Source organism: Paraburkholderia sp. J76 (assembly GCF_905220295.1).
In the GTDB taxonomy this organism is placed as follows: domain Bacteria; phylum Pseudomonadota; class Gammaproteobacteria; order Burkholderiales; family Burkholderiaceae; genus Paraburkholderia.
This window is the reverse complement of the sequence record NZ_CAJMZJ010000006.1, coordinates 325482-345981: the sequence shown is the minus strand read 5'-3', so window position 1 is coordinate 345981 and position 20500 is coordinate 325482. Positions and strand designations below refer to the sequence as shown.

Genomic DNA, 20500 nt, shown 5'->3' with positions numbered 1-20500 from the left:
CTCCTTAATTGGCAGACTCGTGTGCGAGCGCGCCGATATGGCGCATGAGGCGCGTCTTCACATCGGGCGGCGTGATCGTAGGGCGCGGCAGCCCGTCGGGCGTGCCGCGGCGGATCGTCAGGCGTACGAAGCGTGTGCCTTCGACACCCGAAGCGCCCTTCGCGCGTTCGCGCGCGGCCGCGAGCACGCTGTCGAGCGTGGCGAGGTCGTCGCCTTCCACGGCGTCGGCGTAACCGCATGCGGCGGCCACGTTCGCGAACGACACCTGGCCCGACACGGTGGCCTGGCCGCCCGTCGAATCGTGCGCGCCGTTGTCGAGCAGCACGTGCGTGAGATTCGCGGGGCCATACGCGCCGAGCGTGGCGAACACACCCATGCGCATGAGCGCCGCGCCGTCGCCGTCGAGCGCGACCACGTTCAGATCGGGCCGCGCGAGCGCGAGGCCGAGCGCGAACGGGGTGACGCAGCCCATCGAGCCCACCATGTAAAGCTGGTTCGAGCGGTCGTCGAGCGCGTAGAGTTCGCGGCCGCAGAAACCCGTTGAAGCGACGACCACGGTCGATTCGGCAGGCGTCGCGGCAATCACGCGCTCGAGCGCCTGCTGGCGCGAGGGCAATTGATCAGGAGTCCGGCCGGTCCATTCGGCCTGCGCGACGGGCAGCGCGTGCTTCGCCGGCATCGCGCCGCCGCCCTTGAGTTCGTACGGCGCCACGCTGCCCTTCTGCATGACGAGCGCGTACGGGCGGCCCGTTTCGTCCATGTGCCGGATGGCGCGATCGAGCACTGCCGCGATCTGGTCGGCTTGGGTGGGGAACGTCTCCCACGGAATTTCCATCGTTTCCAGCATCTGCGGCGTAACGGGGCCCATGAGCGCGTGCTGCGGCTCGTCGGCCACGCCCGGCTGGCCGCGCCACGTCAAGATCAGCAGTTGCGGCAGGCGGAACGTCCACGTGAGCGAAGTGAGCGGGCTCACGGCATTGCCGAGGCCCGAGTTCTGCATCATCGTGATGCCGCGCTTGCCCGCGAGCGCCACGCCCGCGATGACCGCGACCGCATCGCCTTCGTTGGCCGCGCTCACGTAGTGCAGCGAGTCGTCCTGCAGCACGTAGTTGATGAACGGCGTGAGGTACGAGCACGGCACGCCCGCGTACCACTCGAAGCCGCGCGAGCGCGCCGCTTCGACGAACTGTGCGGCTTCGATCATGCCTGGCCCTCCGTGCCGAGCGGCGTTTGCGCGTGGGCGAAATCCCCTGCGCGACGGAAGTCTTCCAGGTCGTTCACACCGCGCCAGTGGCCGTGCACGTATTGCACCTCGATCTTCTCGCCGTCTTCGATCAGCGCGTTGAGCAGCGCGGGCATGTCGAGCGTGTCGAAGTCGGCGCGCGTTTGCAGTTGCGCGAGCTTCTTCGCGAGCTTCGCGCGGCCTGCGCCGCGCACATTCAGGAGACCGATCCAGCGGCCATGCGCAGCCGCGCCGTTTGCCGCCGGCCCGCTCGCCACGCGGCCGAGGAACACCCGGCTGCCGAACAGATCGCGCTCGTCGGCGGCCGAGCACCATGCGAAGTCGCGCGTGCTGCTGTTTTCCGACTCGGGCGACGAATCCACCACCACGCTGAAGTCCGCTTCGCTTTCCACGAGGTCGCGCAGGATGTAGCTGCGGAACACGAGGTCGCCGTACGAGATCACGGTGTCGTTATCGAGCGAGCCGACCGCGCACGCAAGCGACGCGAGTTCGTTCGTCTGCGCGTAACGCTCGTTGCGCACGAGCTTGATGCCCGCCGTGTCGATGGCTTCGGCCTTGTAGCCGCCCACCACCGTGATGTCGTTGACCGACTGCTTCTTGAACGCGTCCACGAGCCAGCGCAGGAGCGGCTTGCCCGCAACGGGCAGCATGACCTTGGGCTTGTCTTCCGTGTAGGCGTCGAGGCCCGATCCGCGGCTCGCGGCCAGCACGATCGCCGAACCCGCGCCACGCGACGAAGCGGAAAGATAGCGGTCCTCGGCTTCCGAGTATTCGTCGGCGTCCTGAAGGCGGAAAATTTCGTTGACCGTAGCAATGCGGTCTTCCACGTCGACGAGCGTTTGCGTCTCGTAGATCGTCTTCGTGACGGCCTGCATGGCCGAAACGGCCGCGCGAATCTGATGGTTCGCCCAGATCACCGTGCTGATGCCCGCCTTGCGGAACACGTCGGTCGGCGTGCTGTAGTACTTGGTCGGCACGATCACGAGCGGGCCGCGACCGGCCCATTCGCGCGCGAACGTGAGGATCTCGTCGGCTTTCGAGAGCTTGCTGTGGATGAGGATCGCGTCCGCGCCCGCCTGGCGATACGCCTCGGCGCGCTTGAGCGCTTCGTCCATGCCCCAGCCCGCGATCAGCGCTTCCACGCGCGCGACGATCGAGAAGTGCTCGTCCGTCTGCGAGTCCTTGCCGGCCTTGATCTTGCCGCAGAATTCGTCGATGTCGGCGAGCGGCTGCGCTTCGCCGCCGATGAAGCTGTTGGTCTTCGGGAACACCTTGTCTTCGATGCACACGCCCGCGATGCCGCGCTGCTCCAGCTTGCGCACGAGGCGGCGCACGTTGTTGAAGTTGCCGTAGCCGGTGTCGCCGTCGAGCAGGATGGGCAGGTCGCTCGCGTCGGCCATGAACTCGAGGTTGTCGACCACCTGGGTCCAGCTCGCCTCGTTGTTGTCGCGCACGCCGAACTGCGCGGAGATCGAGAGGCCCGAGCCCCAGATCGCCTTGAAGCCCGCCTCGCGCGCAATGCGTGCGGAAAGGCCGTTGTGCGCTTCCATCAGGAATTCGAGTTCGTTGCTGGTCAGCATCTGGCGCAGCCGCGCGCTGCGCGATGTGGCAACAGCGGCGGGGACCAGGGCGGATTCGCGTGCGTTCATTCGTGTTACTCCAGGGGCGTCGCGAGGGCGGCAGCGAGGGCCGCAGCGTGCGCGTCGCATCGTTGGGAAAAATCCGTCATCCCGGCTTCATCGCAGGCCGTGAACTCAGGCCAGCCGGGGTCAAAGTCGCGACTATATCGGAATTGATTCCTATCCGCAGGTCATCCCAGCAAAGAGTGGCAAATCATGGAGTTGCAGGGAAATTTGTGGCTTTTACCGGCGTGTTCCCGACGATTTCAGCGCGGCGTCATATGAGCCAGATCAAAGGTCGTTGTCTTGTCGTTGTTTTGTATGAGGAAACGCTGCTCAGGCAGGGTTCCCCCTGGGTCTCGCGCGCGTTGGCGCGCGCCGTAAACACACACAGACGGCCTCGTTTCGCCTCTCGCGTTTTGCCCGCCGTGCAGCCTCTCCGAATATCCGACCGACCATGCAGAAGATGACCCTCAACAAAAAGCTCCGCTCGATGATCGCGATCCTCTGGATCGGCCTGCTACTCATCGTCGCCTTCGGCGCCTGGCAAAGCCGCGAGTCGATGATCCGCGAGCGGCGCGCGCAACTCACGACGCTCGTCGAGGAAGCGACGAGCATCGCGAACTACTACTACGGCCTTTCGCAACGCAACGCCATGCCCGAAGCCGACGCGCAAAAGCAGGCGCTCACCGTGATCGGCTCGATCCGTTACGGCACCGACGGTTATCTGAGCATCAACAATTCGCAGGCGGTCATGCTGATGCACCCGATCAAGCCCGAGCTTGACGGCAAGAATCTCAGCGACTTCGCCGACCCGGCGGGCACGCACGTGTTCACGGGCCTCGTGAACGCCGCGAACAACCCGAACGGCGGCTTCCTCGACTACCTCTGGGCCAAGCCGGGCCATAGCGAGCCCGTTCCCAAGCTGAGCTTCGGCCGCCGCTTCGCGCCGTGGGACTGGGTAATCGTGACGGGCATGTACATGGACGACGTGCGCGCCGAGTTCTACGACAGCCTGCTGCGCTGGCTCGGCGTGACCTTCCTGCTGGGCGGCGCGGCCACCGCCGTCATGGTGCTCGTGGTGCGCAGCGTGCGCAGCAGTATCGGCGGCGAACTGGAAGGCGCGGTGGACGCCGCCAACCGCATCGCCGAGGGCGACCTCACCTTGCGCCTGCAGGTGCAAGGCACGAACGAGATGAGCCTCATGCGTGCGCTCGCCACGATGCAGACGGCGCTCGTGCAAACCGTCTCGCGCGTGCGCAGCGGCGCCGAAAACATCAACGTGGGCGCGAACGAGATTGCGGCGGGCAACACCGATCTCTCGCAGCGCACCGAAGAACAGGCCGCGGCGCTCGTGCAAACCGCGTCGAGCATGGACCAGATGACGGCGAACGTGCGCCAGAACGCGGATAGCGCCCAGCATGCGGCGTCGCTCGCGAGCCAGGCCGCCGATGTCGCGACGCGCGGCAGCGCCGTGGTGGACGACGTGGTGCGCACCATGGGCGACATCACGACAAGCTCGCAGCAGATCGGCGACATCATCGGCGTAATCGACGGCATCGCGTTCCAGACGAACATCCTCGCCTTGAACGCGGCCGTCGAAGCGGCGCGCGCGGGCGAACAGGGCCGCGGCTTCGCCGTGGTGGCCGCCGAAGTGCGCAGCCTCGCGCAGCGCTCCGCCACGGCCGCCAAGGAAATCAAGGCGCTGATCGAAAAATCGACCGGCACCGTGACCGAGGGCCAGCATCTCGTGACCAACGCCGGCTCGACCATGACCGAGATCGTGCAGTCGGTGCGTCGCGTGCACGAAATCCTCGAAGAGATCAGCAACGCTTCGCGCGAGCAGAGCGCCGGCATCGAGCAGGTCAACCGCGCCGTGGGCGAGATGGATCAGGTGACGCAGCAGAACGCCGCGCTCGTGGAAGAAGCCGCCGCTGCCGCGCACTCGCTCAAGGACCAGGTGAGCGTGCTGCGCGAGTCGATCGCGAGTTTCCGCCTGCCGGCGCACGCCTAAGCGGTTTTCGCCGCCGCGGCGCTGCCGCGCCGCCAGTGTTTCCCCTCCCGCCGGGCCGCATTCGCGGCCCGGTTCGCTTTGCGCCTCCCCGTTTCCTCCACGCTCACGCAGCATGACGACGCGCAACGCCCGTCGTTATCGGCGGGTGGCCACGCGCACGTTTCATTTCAATTAAATTACATCATGTTTACAATGACATTCCGCCAAGCCACCCCGCCTCATCGATGATCCGTTCCAGGAAACCGCCGCGCGACCCGCACGCCACCGCGACCCGCCATCCGATGCTCGCGCCGCGTCTGCCCGCGTGGCGCTCGAAGTTCATCGTGTTCATCACGTTCGCGGCGTTCGCGGCGCTCGCCGGGCGCGCGTTCTGGATTCAGGTCGCCAATCACGGCTTTTATGTGAAGCAGGGGCAAAAGCGCTACCAGCGCACGCTGGAACTCGGCGCCATGCGCGGGCGCATTGTGGATCGCAACGGCGCGCTGCTCGCCGTGAGCCTCGCGACCTTCGAAGTCTGGGTGAACCCGCGCGTGCTCGACGCCGCCGCGCACGCGCCGCTCGCACGCCTGCTCGACATGCCGCTCGCGGAACTGGACCGGCGCGTGGCCGGCGACCGCTCCTTCGTGCTGCTCAAGCGCCAGGTGGACGCCAGCACGGCCGAGCACATCGACGAGATGGGCGCGGGCGGCATCACCCTGATCGCCGACTCGAAGCGCTATTACCCCGAAGGCGAATCGGCCGCGCACGTGGTGGGCTTCACCGACATCGAAGACGGCGGCCAGGAAGGCGTCGAGCTTGCCGCGAACGCTCGCCTGCGCGGCACGCCGGGCCAGCGCGAAGTGATCCGCGACCGGCTCGGGCGCGTGATTTCGGAGCCGAGCGAGCGCGTGCAGCCGCGCAACGGCGACACCGTGCAGCTCACCATCGACCGCCGCGTGCAGCAGCTCGCGTATACGCAGCTCAAGGCCGCGGTGGCGAAAAACCATGCCGAAGCGGGCAGCGTTGTCGTGCTCGACGCGCAGAACGGCGAGATCCTCGCGCTCGCGAACTGGCCGTCGTTCGACCCGAACGACCGCGCGCGGCTCACGGGCAAGCAGTTGCGCAATCGCGCCGTGGTCGACACGTTCGAGCCCGGCTCCACGATCAAGCCCGTGGTCGTTTCGCTGGCCATGGACCTGCGCAAGGTCAACGCGAACACCCTCATCGACACCTCGCCGGGCAGCTACCGCATCGGCCCCGCGACGATCCACGACACCTCGAATCACGGCCGCATGACGGTGGCCGAAGCGATCCAGAAGTCGAGCAACATCGCGCTCGCCAAGCTCGCGCTGAATCTTCCCGCGCGAACGATCTGGGACAAGTATCAGGAGTACGGGCTCGGGCAGAAGCCCGGCGTGACGTTCCCGGGCGTGGCGCCTGGCCGCGTGCGGCCGTGGGGGCGCTGGCGCCCCATCGAGCAGGCGACGATGGCGTACGGCTACGGCCTTTCCACTTCGCTCCTGCAGATGGCGCAGATCTACACGGCCTACGCCGGCGACGGCACGCTGCATCCGGTCACGCTGCTGCACGAAGCGCCAGGCGGCGCGGGCAGTTCAGCCGCGCTGGCCCCGCACGCGGTTACGACGCCGGCCACGGCCGCCGCCATGCGCAAGATGCTGGAAATGGCGACGAGCGACGGCGGCACGGGCCGCGCCGCGAATGTGGATGGCTACCGCGTGGGCGGCAAGACGGGCACCGCGCGCAAGCAGATCGGCGCGGGCTACGCGAAGAACCGCTACCGCGCGCTTTTCGTGGGGATGGCGCCGATGAGCGCGCCGCGCGTGATTGTGGCGGTGATGATCGACGATCCCGCGGGCAGGGCGTTCTATGGCGGCACGGTCGCGGGGCCGGTGTTCGCGGGCGTGACCGCCGGCACGCTTCAGTTGCTGGGCGTGCCGCCCGATGCCGCTGCCGGACCCGAGAGCGCCGGCAAAATCAACGGCGCGGGGCGCGGTTAGCGCCACGATCTGCGGCGGCGACAGGATTGGTAAGGACTTCTGCGTTCCTCAAATCTGGTCGCGGCCAAACGCGCGCAACCCGTCGAGATCGAGCACGTCCACGCGGTTATAGGAGAGCGCGACGAGCCCCTGGCGTTCGAGCGTCTGCAGCGCCTGGTTGATCCGCTGGCGCGACGCGCCCGCCAGCATGCCGATCTCCTCCTGCGAGATATCGAGCGCGCGTCCCGTTTCGGGATAGAGATCGGGATTGAACATCTGCGCGAGCGCCTGCGCCACGCGCGCATCGACGTCGAGCAAACGGCTGTTCTGGATCAGCGCGATAAACTCGCCCATGCGGTTGTTGAGTTGATGAATCACGAAGCGGTTGAACGGCAGGCTGCAATCCATGAGCCGGTGAAACGTATCGGTGGGCACGGCCATGACGAGCGACGGCTGCAGCGCGATCACGTCGTACCTGCGCGGCTCGCGCTTGATCACGCTGCCCTCGCCGAACCAGCCGCCATGCGGCACGCCCGAAAACGTGCAGCCGCGCCCCGAAGCGTTGAAGATCGCCAGCTTCACGAGACCCGAATTCACGCCGAGCCACCAGTCCGAGGGCGCTTCGCGCGCGGCCACGATGGCGCCCGCGGCATAGCCCTGCGCATGCGAGGACGTCAGCACCCATTCGCGATGCTCGGGCGCGAGCGCGCGAAACCACGCGCAGCGCTCGAATAGCGCGGCGAGGCGCGCGCGGTTCGCCGCGTCGATGCGCTCGCCTTCGCGCCACGAATCGCGGGCGGGAGGCGTCCCGTCCGGGGGCATAATGGATTGCGACATCGCGCTTTCCTGGAGTCGAGTCAATCTTCGGGGCGATCCGGCGAGCGGATCGTGAGTTGCGGGCGCTCTCGCGGGCCGCTCTGTCGCGCCGGCGACAGACTCGCGTGCACGGCCCTGCTACGGTAGCGCGAATCATACCTACAAACCCGAGACCGCCCGCGGCACGGCTTGAGGCCCGCATCGGCGATCGACACCGGAGACACCGCCATGTTGCACCCGTACGAAGAAGGGCTCGCGCAGCGCGAAGCCAATTATGTGCCGCTCACGCCCATCGATTTCATCGCGCGCGCGGCCGAAGTCTATGGCGATCGCCTCGCGGTGGTTCACGGCGACGTGCGCCGCAACTGGCGCGAAACCTGGGCGCGCACGCGGCGGCTCGCAAGCGCGCTCGCGCAAGCGGGCATCGGCCGCGGCGACACGGTCGCGGCGCTCCTGCCCAACATTCCCGCGATGGTCGAGGCGCACTTCGGCGTGCCCATGGTCGGCGCGGTGCTCAATACGCTCAACACGCGACTCGACGTCGCAACCATCCTGTTCATGCTGCGCCATGGCGAAGCGAAGGCGCTGATCGTCGATACCGAATTCGCGGCGCTCGCGCAGCGCGCCGCGCTCGAATTCCCGCACCTCAAGATCATCAGCGTGGCCGACATCGCGCCCGCCGACCCCGAGTTCTTCCCCCGCGCAACCGACTACGAAGCGTTTCTCGAACAAGGCGACGCCGATTTCGCCTGGGAGCCGCCGCGCGACGAGTGGGACGCCATCGCGCTGAACTACACGTCGGGCACGACGGGCGACCCCAAGGGCGTGGTCTATCACCATCGCGGCGCGTACCTCAACGCGGTGAGCAACATCCTCGAATGGGACATGCCCAAACACGCCGTGTACCTCTGGACGCTACCGCTCTTTCACTGCAACGGCTGGTGCTTCGCGTGGACCGTCGCCGCGCGCGCGGGCGTGAACGTGTGCCTGCGCAAGTTCGACGCGAAGCTCGTGTTCGACCTCATCCGCAGCGAGCGCGTCACGCACTATTGCGGCGCGCCCATCGTACAGGGGGCGCTCGCCGACGCCCCCGCCGGGTATCGCGAGGGCATCACGCACACCGTGCGCACGATGGTCGCCGGCGCCCCGCCCGCGCCGGCCGTGATCGCGAAGATGAAGGCGATCGGCATCGAGCTCACGCACGTCTATGGTCTGACCGAGGTGTACGGCCCCGCCGCAGTCTGTGCCGTGCAGGAGCGCTGGCAAACGCTGCCCGAAGACGAACAGGCGAGCCTCGCCGCGCGCCAGGGCGTGCGCTATCACCTGCAAAGCGGCGTGAGCGTGCGCAATGCGCAGACGATGGAGCCCGTGCCCGCCGACGGCGAAACGCTCGGCGAAATCATGTTCCGGGGCAACATCTGCATGAAGGGCTACCTGAAGAACGAGCGCGCAACCGACGACGCCTTCCGCGGCGGCTGGTTCCACACGGGCGACCTCGGCGTGATGACGCCCGACGGCTACGTGCGCATTACCGACCGCAGCAAGGACATCATCATCTCGGGCGGCGAGAACATTTCGAGCATCGAGGTGGAGGACACGCTGTATCGCCATCCGGCCGTCGCGCTCGCCGCTGTCGTCGCGATGCCCGATCCGAAGTGGGGCGAAGTACCTTGCGCATTCGTCGAACTGCGTCCGGGCGCGAGCGCCACGGCCGAGGAAATCATCGCGCACTGCCGGCTCTTTCTCGCGCACTTCAAGGTGCCGCGCGCCGTGCGATTCGGTGAACTGCCGCGCACGGCCACGGGCAAGATCCAGAAGTATGAGTTGCGCGCGCAACTAGGTTCGCAAAGCGCCATCGATCTGGCCGGCACACAAGGCGCGCCGAAAACACCGCGGTAAGAACGACATCGGGACCTGGCAGGCCGGTAGAGGTGACGCATTCGGGCAGCCCGCGCCGCTCGAATGTAACGTCAGTTGACAACCCGACCCTCCTGCGCGGGACTGCGATTGTCAGGCGCGGCTCGTAATCCTTTCTGCATCAAGGGCTCACTGTCAAAACAGCCGTTTGGGCAGCAAGAATCGTATGAAACGAAAGCTTACAAGTAGTCACGTATTCCTCCGCCTGGGCCCGATAAGCTTTGAACCGTGGTCGCAACACAAAGGCACCCGGTGCCGCGTGACTGACGACGCAACCCAAGAGGAGGTAACTCATGAATACGAAGAGCTGGAAGACCCCCGCCCGCGCCATCGCCGCTGCACTGATCGCCGGTGGCGCATTGATGGGCGCATCGAGCGCTTTTGCCCAATCCGCGCCGTACGGCGCCCCGTATGGGCTGCGTGCCGAAGCGGCGCCGCAATACGGCCAGCCGCACATGATGCCGGTGGACGCGCGCATCTCGATCGGCTGGCATGAGGACCGTTACTGGGACGGCCACCGATACTGGGCGCACGACGAGTGGATGCACCATCATCCGCACGATCCGGGTCCCCCGCACTACCGCGACGACCACCGTCCGCCGCCCCCGCGTTACTGATCCGCATGACGCATGATGCGTGATCGCCGGGCCGCCTTTCCTGGCGGCGCCGGATGTGGCACACCGAGGCCGGTCTTCCGCAGGGAAGACCGGCCTCGGCGCATTTCAGCGCCTTACTTCGCCGCGAGCGCAATCATCAGAATATTTCATTCGTCGTGCGAATCAATATGGCTTGCCTGCCCGCCGCTACACGGTTGCGCGCCGCCATGCGGCACGCCGATCGCAACCAGAAAGGCAGACGTCAGTAATTGCAGGTAATGCGCAAGCGTTGCCTCTCGAGCGTCCCGCGAGTAACGTGAATGGGCGTTTCGTTCCCCGGAGCGCACGGTGTATTCTCATTGCCCGGCCAGAGATGGCCGGGATTTTTTTTTGCGCGCTTGTCAGGTTTTTTTCCGGTTGCGGACGTAATTTTGCGGACGTAATGTGAGGTCGCCTCTTGAGAACAGGCGAGCCTTGTGACCCCGGTCGCGACACAGTCCGACCGGGTCTTTTTTTGGCTTCCGTGCCTGGGAGAATCGCGTCGGCCGGGCGGCGCCGCGAGAGAAAGAACAATGACGGATCACCGAATGAGGAGTTCGGCTTCGCTCCAGCCAGAGCTAGATCCGTCATGCCCGCCATTATCCGGTTCAAGGGCCGGGACGTCACTAGCGTCGGGCGCAAAGAACCATTACGGAAACTGGCAAGATATGGGGACGGGCGCAGGAATCCGGCCAGTGCGCATCGGCTAACATGGTGGTTTCGCCTGCTGTGGCAATCCGCTTGTCCCAACCGCTTGTGCCAACCTTCACCCTCGCCCGCCCTGTCGCCGCGGAACTCGATATCCGCAAGAGCCGCTTCATCGCGCACGCCATTCCCGTTGCCGACCGCGAGGCGGCCATGGCCGAAATCCGCCGTCTGCGCGACGAACATCCCGCCGCCACGCACGTATGCTGGGCGCTCCTCGCGGGCGGCCAGTCCGGCATGTCCGACGACGGCGAGCCCTCCGGCACCGCCGGGCGCCCGATCCTCGAAGTGCTGCGCCATCACGACCTGGACGGCGTGCTCGCGGCCGTGGTGCGCTATTACGGCGGCGTGAAGCTCGGCGCGGGCGGCCTCGTGCGCGCCTATACCGACGCCATCGCCAGCGCGTTGCAAGCGGCCGAGCGCGTCGAGCGCATCGCGCAGGCGCGCCTCACGGTCGAACTGGGCTACCCCGACGAAACCCGCGTGCGCCACTGGATCGATCAGGAGCAGTTCACGCTCGTGGAGAGCCAGTACGCCATGACGGTCCGGCTCACGATCCAGTTGCCCGCGACCGCCGTGGACGCCGCGCGCCACGCTCTCACCGACCTCACGCAAGGCCGCTCGGGCTTTCCCGAGCACGTCTGAACACGCGGCGCGGAGATGCCGCGCAAAGGTTTCAAATTCTTTTCGATTCTTTCATAAAGTTTCATGAAAGCTTGCCGTAATGAAAGCATGACCGCGCATTCGCGCGTTCCGTCGACTCGACGCACCAGAACGAACGGACTTCTTTCATGGCAAGCACGATCACGAACACCACCGCCAGCGCGAACAGCGCGCTGAGCGACGCCGCCCAGTCGATCATCAGCGGCGCGACCAATTCCACGCTCGACGTGAACCAGCTCGTCAAGGCGCTCGTCAACGCGAAGATCGCGGGCCCGAGCGCCGTCCTCAGCGCGAAGCAGACGGCAAGCAACACGACGCTCTCCGCGCTCGGCACGCTCAAATCGGCGCTCGCCTCGCTTCAGAGCGCGCTCGATCCGTTCAGGGACGGCGCCGCGCTGCAACGCTTCACGGTCACGACGAGCGAAAAGGACAAAGGCCTGAGCGCGGTGGCCGGCAAGAACGCGGTGGCGAGCAGCTTCACGGTCGAAGTCGATCATCTGGCGACGGCGCACAAACTCACCTCGGATAGCTTCGACACCGGCGAAACGCTCGGCGAGGGCAGCCTCGACATTTCGACGGGCGGCAAGTCCATGCATCTGACGGTCGCGGCGGGCAGCAACAAGCTCACCGACGTCGTCGCGGCGATCAACCGGGCGAAGGACAACCCCGGCGTCACGGCGTCGATCGTCAACGGCGCCGACGGCCAGCACCTCGTGCTGAGCGCGAACCGGACGGGCGCGGCCAACGCGATCGAGGTGCAGGCAGGCGCGGGCGTCGATACGCGCCTCGCCTCCTCGCAGATGCACGAAGTCGAGCCAGCCGGCGACGCCGAACTGCGCATCGACGGCACGCGCGTCACGAGCGCGAGCAACACGCTGGAGGGCGTGGTGAGCGACCTCACGATCAAGCTCGGAAGCGCCTCGGTGGGCACGAAGCAAACGCTCGCCATCGCCGCCGACACCGAAGCGACCGGCACGTCGATCCGCGACTTCGTGAAGGCGTACAACAGCTACGTGGATGCCCTGAACGGCTTGACTTCGTACACGGCGGCGACCGGTTCGACCGGCGCGCAAGCGGGCGCGCTGCTCGGCGACTCGATCGCGCGCACGCTCGCGGCGAATTTGCCGGCGGTCATATCGGCGGGCGTGAAGGGCAACGACGGCGTGACCCATTCGCTGGGCGAAATCGGCATCAAGCTCGGCAAGAGCGGCAAGCTGGAGATCGACGACGACACGTTCAAGCAGGCGCTGCAAGCGGGCAACAACGGTGGCAACAGCGGGGGCAACAGCGCGATTGCGGCACTGTTCGGCAGCGGCGGCATGACCGCGAAACTCAGCAGCGCCATCACGCCCTACGTGCAGTCGAGCGGCATTATCGAGCGGCGCAGCACGGCCATCAACAAGGAGCTGGACGACATCAAGAAGCAGTCGTCGATGCTCGATGCGCGCGCAACCCAGCTCACCGCGCAATTCAACCGCCAGTTCACCGCGCTCAATAAACTCATGTCGATCATGAACAACAACCAGCAGTATCTGACGCAGCTTTTCGGCGGCGCGAACAGCGCGGGCGCCCTCGCGACGAATCACAAATAAGGCTTGAACAGACGCGGCGCGACGCTAGCAAACGTGGAGCGCGGACAAAAAAAGGCCGCCGATCCATTCGTAATCGGCGGCCAACAGGGGACGTGAAGAACAACCGCGAATCGAACTATCAAATCGACCCGACCGCTTCATCATGGCGAGCCAAAATTAAGCCAAACTTAAACCCGCGCAAAAACCGGCCGGAAATTCCGGCGCTCGCGCGCAGGCAAATGAACGAACGCGTGATAATGGGCTGGCTATACTTTGATGTGCCACCCAACCGGGAAGAGCTGCCATGTTTGATCGACTGCATCGGTTTATCGAGGGCGCGGGTCCCGCGCGGCGCCATCGCGTCTGGAGCAAGGTGCGCATTTTCGTGGCCGCAATGGGCACGCTCGGCTCCGCCGCCGGCATCGCCATCGCAGTGGTCGGGCTCATCAACTTCGACCACCAGAAGGTGATTACCGGCGTGGCCATCATCATTATCTGCACGGCGATCTACGTCTCGATCCTCGTGCGCGACCGCAATCGCGTGGACTAGCGTACGCCGCCCCGGCGTTACTGCAGGTTCTGACCGTCGCGCGTAACGTGCACGGCCGTCGCGGCCACGTAGTCGGCGCGAATGCTGTCGCCCACCTTGAGCGATTCGAGCGGCACGTCCGGCGGCGCCACGACCACGACCGTCTGACGCGGCCCGCGCAGCGCGACCTTGCGGCTCTTGCGGTCGATCTTCTCCACCGTCGCAATCACCTGAACGCTATGCGCCGTCCCCGCCACGCCGCCGGAAGCGGGCATGGTCGCGACCGTATCGACGCGCGAGCGTATGCCTCTCGTAGCGACCTTTTCGGCGCGCAGCAGCAACGCCTCCTTGTAGACGATATTCACGTGGTCGCCGGGCTTGAGCTTGCTCACGTCGCCAATGGAGGGATCGACTGCGATCGTCACCACGTTGCGCCGCGCGCCGCGCAGCGTGACCGAATTGGTCGCCGCGTCGACGCTCACGACCGTCGCCGAGGTCTGCACCTCGCCGATCTGCAGTTGCGCGTTGGGCGCACTTTCGGGCGCGGCGTCGGACGCCGTCTGCGCACGCAGCGGCACGTGCGGCGACACGCCGAGGGCAAGCACGAGCAAAGCGCCGAGCAGCGGCGCGGAAGAACGATAGCGCGTGGACATGCAGCCTCCTTCGGTGGATGGTGAATCGTGAATGGCAGGCGAGCGGCATCGCACCGCTCGCCCGCATCAAGCGCCGTTCATGCAGGCTTCCTCGGCCGCGCAGCGCAGGTAATGGGCATACACGCGCTCGCGTTCCTCGCTCGCAAGCTGACGCTTCTCGGCCAGCCGCAGCATGCGGTGCCGGTCCGCGCCGAGCGTTGCGTAGTAGCGCTCCGCATGCAGGCGCTTGAAGCGCGTATAGAAGTCCGGGCCGGGCAGCCCCGAATCGGTCGAGAGCAGCGACGCATAGTCGGCCTCGCGCGGCTCGCACAACGCGGCCGCGGCCGCCTCGAGCTTTTCGTAACGCACCCGCAACGGCACGTCGCCGGCGAACAGGGCATGAAACGCGCCGTACGGCACGAGCGAGCGCCGGCTCGCGGCCCGCCGCAACAAACGACTTACCTTTTCATCGAGTTCTTGATTCATTCGCAGCGGCCAGAAAGCGGACCGCCGCCCATACCGCGCGTCGTTTGACGAAAAGCGCGGACGTATCTGGCGGCCCGGCAGGATTCAGGGACCCGTTTCGCCCCGCGATGCACAGCGCGGCGAATCCGGCATTCTGCATTCGTTCATTCGAATCCAATCCGCATTCGAATCGATTCGAAATGTTTGCGAAAAACATTCTGCACAAAAAAAGCAAATCGCTCCCTGAAATTGCCCGGCAGACGGCGACGCTCATCCCCCACAATGGCGATTCTTACGCGGCAGTGACAAAAAACGATAACAAACATCTAAAGAAAGAGGCCTTTGTTTAATTCATTACGGATAGAAATCTCATTCAATTCACTATCCGCTGAATGCCCAATTAGTCATACAAAACAAGACATAGCGCGGCTTTCCGATAATTGAGCAAACCAGTCTGGTTATCGGACTGCAATCGGAGCAAACTTCGCATTACGGAAATCAATGCGAAATGGCATCTTCCATTGACGATCCGCGCGAGTCGGTTGTTTTTTCCCATTAGTGCAGGATTATCCACAAGTCAAGCAGACTATTTTTCCGCCAGCTATACACAATCCCTACAAAAACAATTATTAATATCCGCTGCGGAACACCGAGGCGTTTCGCAGCAAGCGCCCTTCACCGGGCGTCGATTTCGCCGTCCGTCATGGCTCTCGCGTCACCGCATCGGCGCGCTATCCATGGCAAGCGACAAAACCCGCTTGCAGGAAGGGTTACAGGAGCGGCACATCCGCACTGCCGCGTGTCCGGAATCTTTCGTCGACGAGTGAACACATGCTTACCCGAACCGAAAACCTGCCCAGCGTCGCGAGAAGAATGGCCGCCGGCCAGATGTTGATGGAAGGCGCGACCGTGAATAGCGTCGCCGATTCACTCCACCTTTCCGCCCAGACGGTGAGGCGCTACAAATCCATCGTCGAGGACGGCGGGCTCGCCGCGCTTCAGCAGATGAGCGTGGGCGGCCGTCCTTCGGTGCTCGACCAGGCCGCGCTAGGCTGGATTGCGAGCGCCCTGCACGGGTCCGCCCGAGAGCACGGCTTCGCGAGCGACGCGTGGACCAACAGCCGCGTGCGCGAGCTGATCGGCCGCCAGTTCGGCGTGCACTATTCGCGCGTCTATACGTGGCAGATCGTCTCGAACCTGGGCCTCGGTCACCGGCTGTCGAAATCCGCGCGCTGAACGGCATGGAGGGCGGCGCGCGCCGCGCCAAAACCGGCGCGCTTCAGCCCCGGGTTGCGGATGCATCGCGGCCTCGGCTTCCGGCTTCGGAATCCACCAGCGGCTGCGCCGCCTCGCCCGTCCATTGCTGCGACCGGACCTGATTGCGGCCCGCTTCCTTGGCCTCGTAGAGCAGGCGGTCGGCGGCGGCCAGCAGCTTCGCGCCGCTGCCGCCCACGGGCGGTTCGCAGCTCGCGCACCCCGCGCTCACCGTCACGCGCCCATGACGCGTACCACTTAGCGTGAGATTGGCCGACTCGATGCGCTTGCGGATCTTCTCCGCCACGCGCGTCGCGGCGTCGAGCGCCGTGTCCGGCAGCACCACCGCGAACTCCTCGCCGCCAAAGCGCGCGGCGAGATCGGTTGCGCGCCGCGATCCTGACGCAATGCGCTCCGCCACGAAGGCCAGCACCTCGTCGCCGGCGGCATGCCCGTAGGTGTCGTTGAAGAGCTTGAAGTGGTCGATGTCGAAAAACAGCACGGAAAGCGGCGCGCGCTCGCGCACCGCGTGATGCCATTCCGACGCGAGGCGGCTGTCCAGCGCCCGGCGATTCGCAAGTCCCGTGAGCGGGTCGGTCACGGCGAGGCGCATAAGCTCGCCTTCGGCCACCACCTTGTCGCGCAGCGCGAACGCGAGCATCCACGACACCGCAACCCACGCCGCGCCGAACACCGTGGTCATCACCAGCGCGATATAGCTGCGCCGCCGCCAGCCGGCAAGCACGTCCTCCACGGCAGGCGCCACGACGACGATGAACGGCGAGTTGCCCACGTGCGCGAAGGTGTAGATGCGCGCCACGCCGTCGAGCGCCGAGCGAAAGGTGTACGTGCCGACATCGCGGCGCGAGAAGAGCGCGAAATTCGGCAGGTCCGAGTAGTTCGATCCGGCGCCGCGCAGCGACGCCGGCTGGCTCGCGAGCAGCGTGCCGTCGCGCATCAGGATGAAAAGACGGCTGCTGCGCCCCAGATCGACGCGCGCCACCAGGTGCTGAAAATAGTCGAGACGCACGCCGAGCAGCGCGATGCCCGCGAACGTGCCGTCCGGCGCATTGATGCGGCGCGTGAGGCCAATGGTGGGTACGCCGCCGCGCAGGCGCGAGCGGAATGGTTTCGAGAAGAAAAGGCCGGCCTGCGGGTCGCGCTGCTGCACGAGGAAGTAGTCGCGGTCGGCGAGCGAAACGCCGGCCGTCGCGGCGTCGAGGGCGCTGCTTCGCGCCGCTTTCACGTGGCCCGTGGCGTCGATCACATAAGCGCCGCCGAGCATGGACGCCGCCGTGGCCCGGTCGAACAGCACGCGCTGTCTCAGTCCCTCGGGCAGGCTCCAGGTCTGCGGCTGCTGCGCCGCCGCGACCACGGCCTGCAGTGACAGGTCGTAAATCTCGACGTTGCGGGCGATGTCGCTGGTAATGAGCTGCACGAGGTTGCGCGAATTCTCCTGCGCGTGGCGCAGTTCTTCGGCGCGGCCCTCGTAGAGCGCCGCGTAGGTCAGGACCGCCATCAGCGTCGCGACGAGCGTGCCGGAAATCCCCGCGAAAAAGGGATGGTTGCCGATCAGCCGCGTCGCCGCCCTCGCCCGCGCGAGCGCCCGGCGGCGCACCCGAAGGCGCAGCGAAAGAACCCGTTTTGGCATCTGCGCATTCCTCTTGCTGACGGCGCGTGGCGACGCGGCGCCGGTCTGTCGGGCATGCGGTCGCACATGCATCGAGCATGGCTGGCATCAATCCGTCATAAAACGGACACCTGGGCGGTTCAGGATCGAAGACGCAACCTTTGCCCCCTCCCGCCCCACCAGGAGCCCGCCTGCCATGCCGGAATTTTCCCTGTCACCGCAACCGGGCGCCGCCCCCACACGCGGTCGCAACGCCAGCCTGCTCGTGTTCCTCATCGTCATCGCCGCGGGTGCGGTGTACGTGGGGATGCATCTCGCCGACGATCTCTCGTCCGTGCGCGAAAACTCGGCGATGCCCTGGATCCTCCTCGGCATCGCGCTCGTCATCGCCCTCGGCTTCGAGTTCGTGAACGGCTTCCACGATACCGCGAATGCGGTCGCGACCGTCATCTACACGCACTCGCTTTCGCCCAATGTCGCCGTGATGTGGTCGGGCGCGTGGAATTTCCTCGGCGTGCTCACGTCCACCGGCGCGGTGGCCTTCGGCATCCTGCAACTGCTGCCTGTCGAGCTGATCCTGCAGGTGGGCAGCAGCGCGGGCTTCGCCATGGTGTTCGCACTGCTGATTGCCGCGATCATCTGGAATCTGGGCACGTGGTACTTCGGCCTGCCTTCGTCGAGTTCGCATACGCTGATCGGCTCGATCATCGGCGTGGGCCTCATGAACCAGCTCATGCACGGCGCGAGCGGAGCGGCGGGCACGAGCGGCGTGGACTGGAGCCAGGCGATCGGCGTGGGCAAGTCGCTGCTCTTTTCGCCGATCGTCGGCTTTTTGCTGGCCGGCCTGTTGCTGCTCATCCTCAAGGCGGTCGTGCGCGTGCCAGCGCTCTACGCGGAGCCCAAGGGCAAGGAGCCGCCGCCGTTCTGGATTCGCTCGCTGCTCATTCTCACCTGTACGGGCGTGTCGTTCGCGCACGGCTCCAACGACGGCCAGAAGGGCATGGGCCTCATCATGCTGATCCTGATCGGCACGGTGCCCACCGCCTATGCGCTGAACCGCGCCGTAACGGCCGAGGAGACGCAGACCTTCATCGCGGTCGCGCACGACGCCACGCGCGCGCTCGAACGCTACACCAACGGCGTAGCCGCGCCCGCGCAGCCGCGCGCCGAAGTGGAGCGCTTCATCGGCAGCCGCACGATGTCGAACACGACGGTGCCCGCGCTCGCCGCGCTTTCGAACCAGGTGACCGAGCAGGTGCGCAGCTACGGCTCGCTCGCGGCGGTGCCGCAATCGGTGGTGGATAACGTGCGCAACAACATGTACGTGATTTCCGAGGCGATCCGCCTGCTCGACAAGCAAAAGGCCGTGGCCTTTTCATCCGACGACGCTAAAGCCATCAACAATTTCCGCGGCCAGATCGACCATGCGACGAAATTCATCCCGACGTGGGTGAAGGTCGCCGTGGCGATCGCGCTGGGTCTCGGCACGATGGTGGGCTGGAAGCGCATCGTGGTGACGGTGGGCGAGCGCATCGGCAAGCAGCATCTGAGCTACGGTCAAGGCGGCTGCGCCGAGGTCGTGGCGATGGTGACGATTGGCGCGGCGGACGCATACGGCCTGCCGGTCTCGACCACGCACGTGCTTTCCTCGGGCGTGGCGGGCACGATGGCGGCGAACGGCTCGGGTTTGCAATGGAACACGGTGCGCAGCCTCGTGATGGCGTGGGTGCTCACGCTGCCGGCTTCGATCGTGCTTGCGGGGGCGCTTTACTGGGTGTTCAAGCACGTGTTCTGACTGCCTGGACGGATACGGAAAAGCCGCGCTCCCGGGTAGGAAAGCGCGGCTTTTTTTACCGATTGCCGCAGTAGAGCCACCCTCTCAATAAATCTCCGGAATAAACATGTTCTGCGGCACGGGCTGGCGAATGTAATCGGGATGATGCACGCGCGCCGGCAGCGTGACCTGCGGGTGCTCGATCTCGTGATACGGCACCTGGCTCAGCAGATGGTGAATGCAGTTCAGCCGCGCGCGTTTCTTGTCCACGCCCTGCACGACCCACCACGGCGCCTCGGCGATGTGCGAGCGCTGCAGCATCACTTCTTTCACGTGCGTATAGGCCTCCCAGCGGCGGCGGCTTTCGAGGTCCATCGGCGAGAGCTTCCATTGCTTGAGCGGATCGTCGATGCGGCTCTGGAAGCGCACTTCCTGCTCGTCGTCCGTGATCGAGAACCAGTATTTGACGATCTGTACGCCGCTCCTCACGAGCATCTTTTCGAACTCGGGCACCGAGCGAAAGAATTCTTCGTACTCCTCGTCGGTGCAGAAGTTCATCACGCGCTCCACGCCCGCGCGGTTGTACCAGCTACGGTCGAACAGCACCATTTCGCCCCCCGCCGGCAGATGCTGCACGTAGCGCTGGAAATACCACTGCGTGCGCTCGCGGTTGTTCGGCGCGGGCAGCGCGGCCACGCGGCACATGCGTGGGTTCAGGCGCTGCGTAATGCGCTTGATGACGCCGCCCTTGCCCGCCGCGTCGCGCCCCTCGAAGATCACGACGAGCCGGTGCCCCGTGCTCACGATCCAGTCCTGCATCTTCACGAGTTCGCCCTGCAAACGGATCAGTTCGCGGAAATAAACGCGGCGCAGCGCGCGCGCCTCGTCGCTGATCTGCAGGCCGCTCTCCTGCAAGCGGTCGTCGACCTCCATTTCAAGCTCTTCGTCGTAGGCGTCGATAAGCTCTTCGTCAAGACGCCGGCGGCGGTGCAGTTCGGCTTCCGGCGACTCCGCCTCGCGTTGTCCGGCGTCCGTCGTGCGGTCGAATTCATTCATG

At 65.8% G+C, this 20500-nt stretch carries 18 protein-coding genes; 11 read left to right on the top strand and 7 right to left on the bottom strand.

The annotated features are described in order from the left end of the window. Window positions 1-4: 4 nt before the first annotated feature. Together aepY and aepX are read right to left on the bottom strand one after the other, a co-directional pair. Window positions 5-1204 (bottom strand): phosphonopyruvate decarboxylase, encoded by a 1200-nt coding sequence (gene aepY, locus U5768_RS14770; protein ID WP_322031135.1) that lies wholly within the window; start codon window positions 1202-1204, stop codon window positions 5-7. Next, a complete protein-coding gene (gene aepX, locus U5768_RS14765; protein ID WP_322031134.1) occupies window positions 1201-2892 on the bottom strand; it encodes a phosphoenolpyruvate mutase in 1692 nt (563 codons plus the stop codon). Before aepX ends, aepY begins: the two co-directional genes overlap by 4 nt. A 436-nt stretch (window positions 2893-3328) precedes the next feature. Between aepX and U5768_RS14760 the strand changes: the two genes are divergently transcribed. Both U5768_RS14760 and U5768_RS14755 read left to right on the top strand, forming a co-directional pair. Continuing rightward, window positions 3329-4876, top strand: coding sequence for a methyl-accepting chemotaxis protein (locus U5768_RS14760; protein WP_322031194.1), 1548 nt, complete (start codon window positions 3329-3331; stop codon window positions 4874-4876). A gap of 224 nt (window positions 4877-5100) precedes the next feature. Continuing rightward, window positions 5101-6873 carry a penicillin-binding protein 2 gene (locus U5768_RS14755; protein ID WP_322031133.1) on the top strand — a complete coding sequence of 591 codons (1773 nt, stop codon included), beginning with the start codon at window positions 5101-5103 and terminating at the stop codon, window positions 6871-6873. A gap of 48 nt (window positions 6874-6921) precedes the next feature. Here the strand turns inward: U5768_RS14755 and U5768_RS14750 are convergent, their stop codons facing one another. Then, window positions 6922-7689: a Crp/Fnr family transcriptional regulator gene (locus tag U5768_RS14750; protein WP_415913903.1), complete on the bottom strand. Its 768-nt coding sequence runs from the start codon at window positions 7687-7689 to the stop codon at window positions 6922-6924. A 207-nt stretch (window positions 7690-7896) separates the two neighbouring features. On the opposite strand from U5768_RS14750, the gene U5768_RS14745 reads away from it, so the two are divergent. From U5768_RS14745 to U5768_RS14725, 5 genes are all read left to right on the top strand, one after another. Next, window positions 7897-9567 carry an acyl-CoA synthetase gene (locus U5768_RS14745; RefSeq protein WP_322031132.1) on the top strand — a complete coding sequence of 557 codons (1671 nt, stop codon included), beginning with the start codon at window positions 7897-7899 and terminating at the stop codon, window positions 9565-9567. A 311-nt stretch (window positions 9568-9878) separates the two neighbouring features. Beyond that, on the top strand, window positions 9879-10202 hold the full coding sequence (locus U5768_RS14740; protein ID WP_322031131.1) for a hypothetical protein: 324 nt from the start codon (window positions 9879-9881) through the stop codon (window positions 10200-10202). Window positions 10203-10931: 729 nt separating this feature from the next. Then, window positions 10932-11570 carry an IMPACT family protein gene (locus tag U5768_RS14735; RefSeq protein WP_415913902.1) on the top strand — a complete coding sequence of 213 codons (639 nt, stop codon included), beginning with the start codon at window positions 10932-10934 and terminating at the stop codon, window positions 11568-11570. Window positions 11571-11716: 146 nt separating this feature from the next. Beyond that, complete coding sequence (fliD, locus tag U5768_RS14730; RefSeq protein ID WP_322031130.1) at window positions 11717-13180, top strand: flagellar filament capping protein FliD; 1464 nt, start codon at window positions 11717-11719, stop codon at window positions 13178-13180. Window positions 13181-13463: 283 nt separating this feature from the next. Continuing rightward, window positions 13464-13709: a DUF2964 family protein gene (locus U5768_RS14725; protein WP_322031129.1), complete on the top strand. Its 246-nt coding sequence runs from the start codon at window positions 13464-13466 to the stop codon at window positions 13707-13709. Between the two features lie 17 nt (window positions 13710-13726). Here the strand turns inward: U5768_RS14725 and U5768_RS14720 are convergent, their stop codons facing one another. Both U5768_RS14720 and U5768_RS14715 read right to left on the bottom strand, forming a co-directional pair. Next, complete coding sequence (locus tag U5768_RS14720; protein WP_322031128.1) at window positions 13727-14341, bottom strand: hypothetical protein; 615 nt, start codon at window positions 14339-14341, stop codon at window positions 13727-13729. A 66-nt stretch (window positions 14342-14407) separates the two neighbouring features. Further along, entirely contained in the window at window positions 14408-14806 is a 399-nt protein-coding gene (locus U5768_RS14715) for a hypothetical protein (protein WP_322031127.1), read from the bottom strand. 44 nt (window positions 14807-14850) lie between these two features. Here U5768_RS14715 and U5768_RS14710 point away from each other — a divergent pair, with 44 nt between their 5' ends. From U5768_RS14710 to U5768_RS14700, 3 genes are all read left to right on the top strand, one after another. Then, window positions 14851-15135 (top strand): hypothetical protein, encoded by a 285-nt coding sequence (locus tag U5768_RS14710; protein WP_322031126.1) that lies wholly within the window; start codon window positions 14851-14853, stop codon window positions 15133-15135. A gap of 90 nt (window positions 15136-15225) precedes the next feature. Beyond that, on the top strand, window positions 15226-15612 hold the full coding sequence (locus U5768_RS14705; protein WP_322031125.1) for a hypothetical protein: 387 nt from the start codon (window positions 15226-15228) through the stop codon (window positions 15610-15612). A gap of 4 nt (window positions 15613-15616) precedes the next feature. Further along, entirely contained in the window at window positions 15617-16021 is a 405-nt protein-coding gene (locus tag U5768_RS14700; RefSeq protein ID WP_028202557.1) for a helix-turn-helix domain-containing protein, read from the top strand. A gap of 43 nt (window positions 16022-16064) precedes the next feature. On the opposite strand, the gene U5768_RS14695 is transcribed toward U5768_RS14700, so the two are convergent. After that, a complete protein-coding gene (locus tag U5768_RS14695; RefSeq protein ID WP_322031124.1) occupies window positions 16065-17690 on the bottom strand; it encodes a sensor domain-containing diguanylate cyclase in 1626 nt (541 codons plus the stop codon). A 175-nt stretch (window positions 17691-17865) separates the two neighbouring features. On the opposite strand from U5768_RS14695, the gene U5768_RS14690 reads away from it, so the two are divergent. Continuing rightward, a complete protein-coding gene (locus U5768_RS14690; RefSeq protein ID WP_322031123.1) occupies window positions 17866-19464 on the top strand; it encodes an inorganic phosphate transporter in 1599 nt (532 codons plus the stop codon). 84 nt (window positions 19465-19548) lie between these two features. Here U5768_RS14690 and ppk2 read toward each other — a convergent pair whose 3' ends face one another. After that, entirely contained in the window at window positions 19549-20499 is a 951-nt protein-coding gene (ppk2, locus tag U5768_RS14685) for a polyphosphate kinase 2 (RefSeq protein WP_322031122.1), read from the bottom strand. Window position 20500 lies beyond the last annotated feature (1 nt).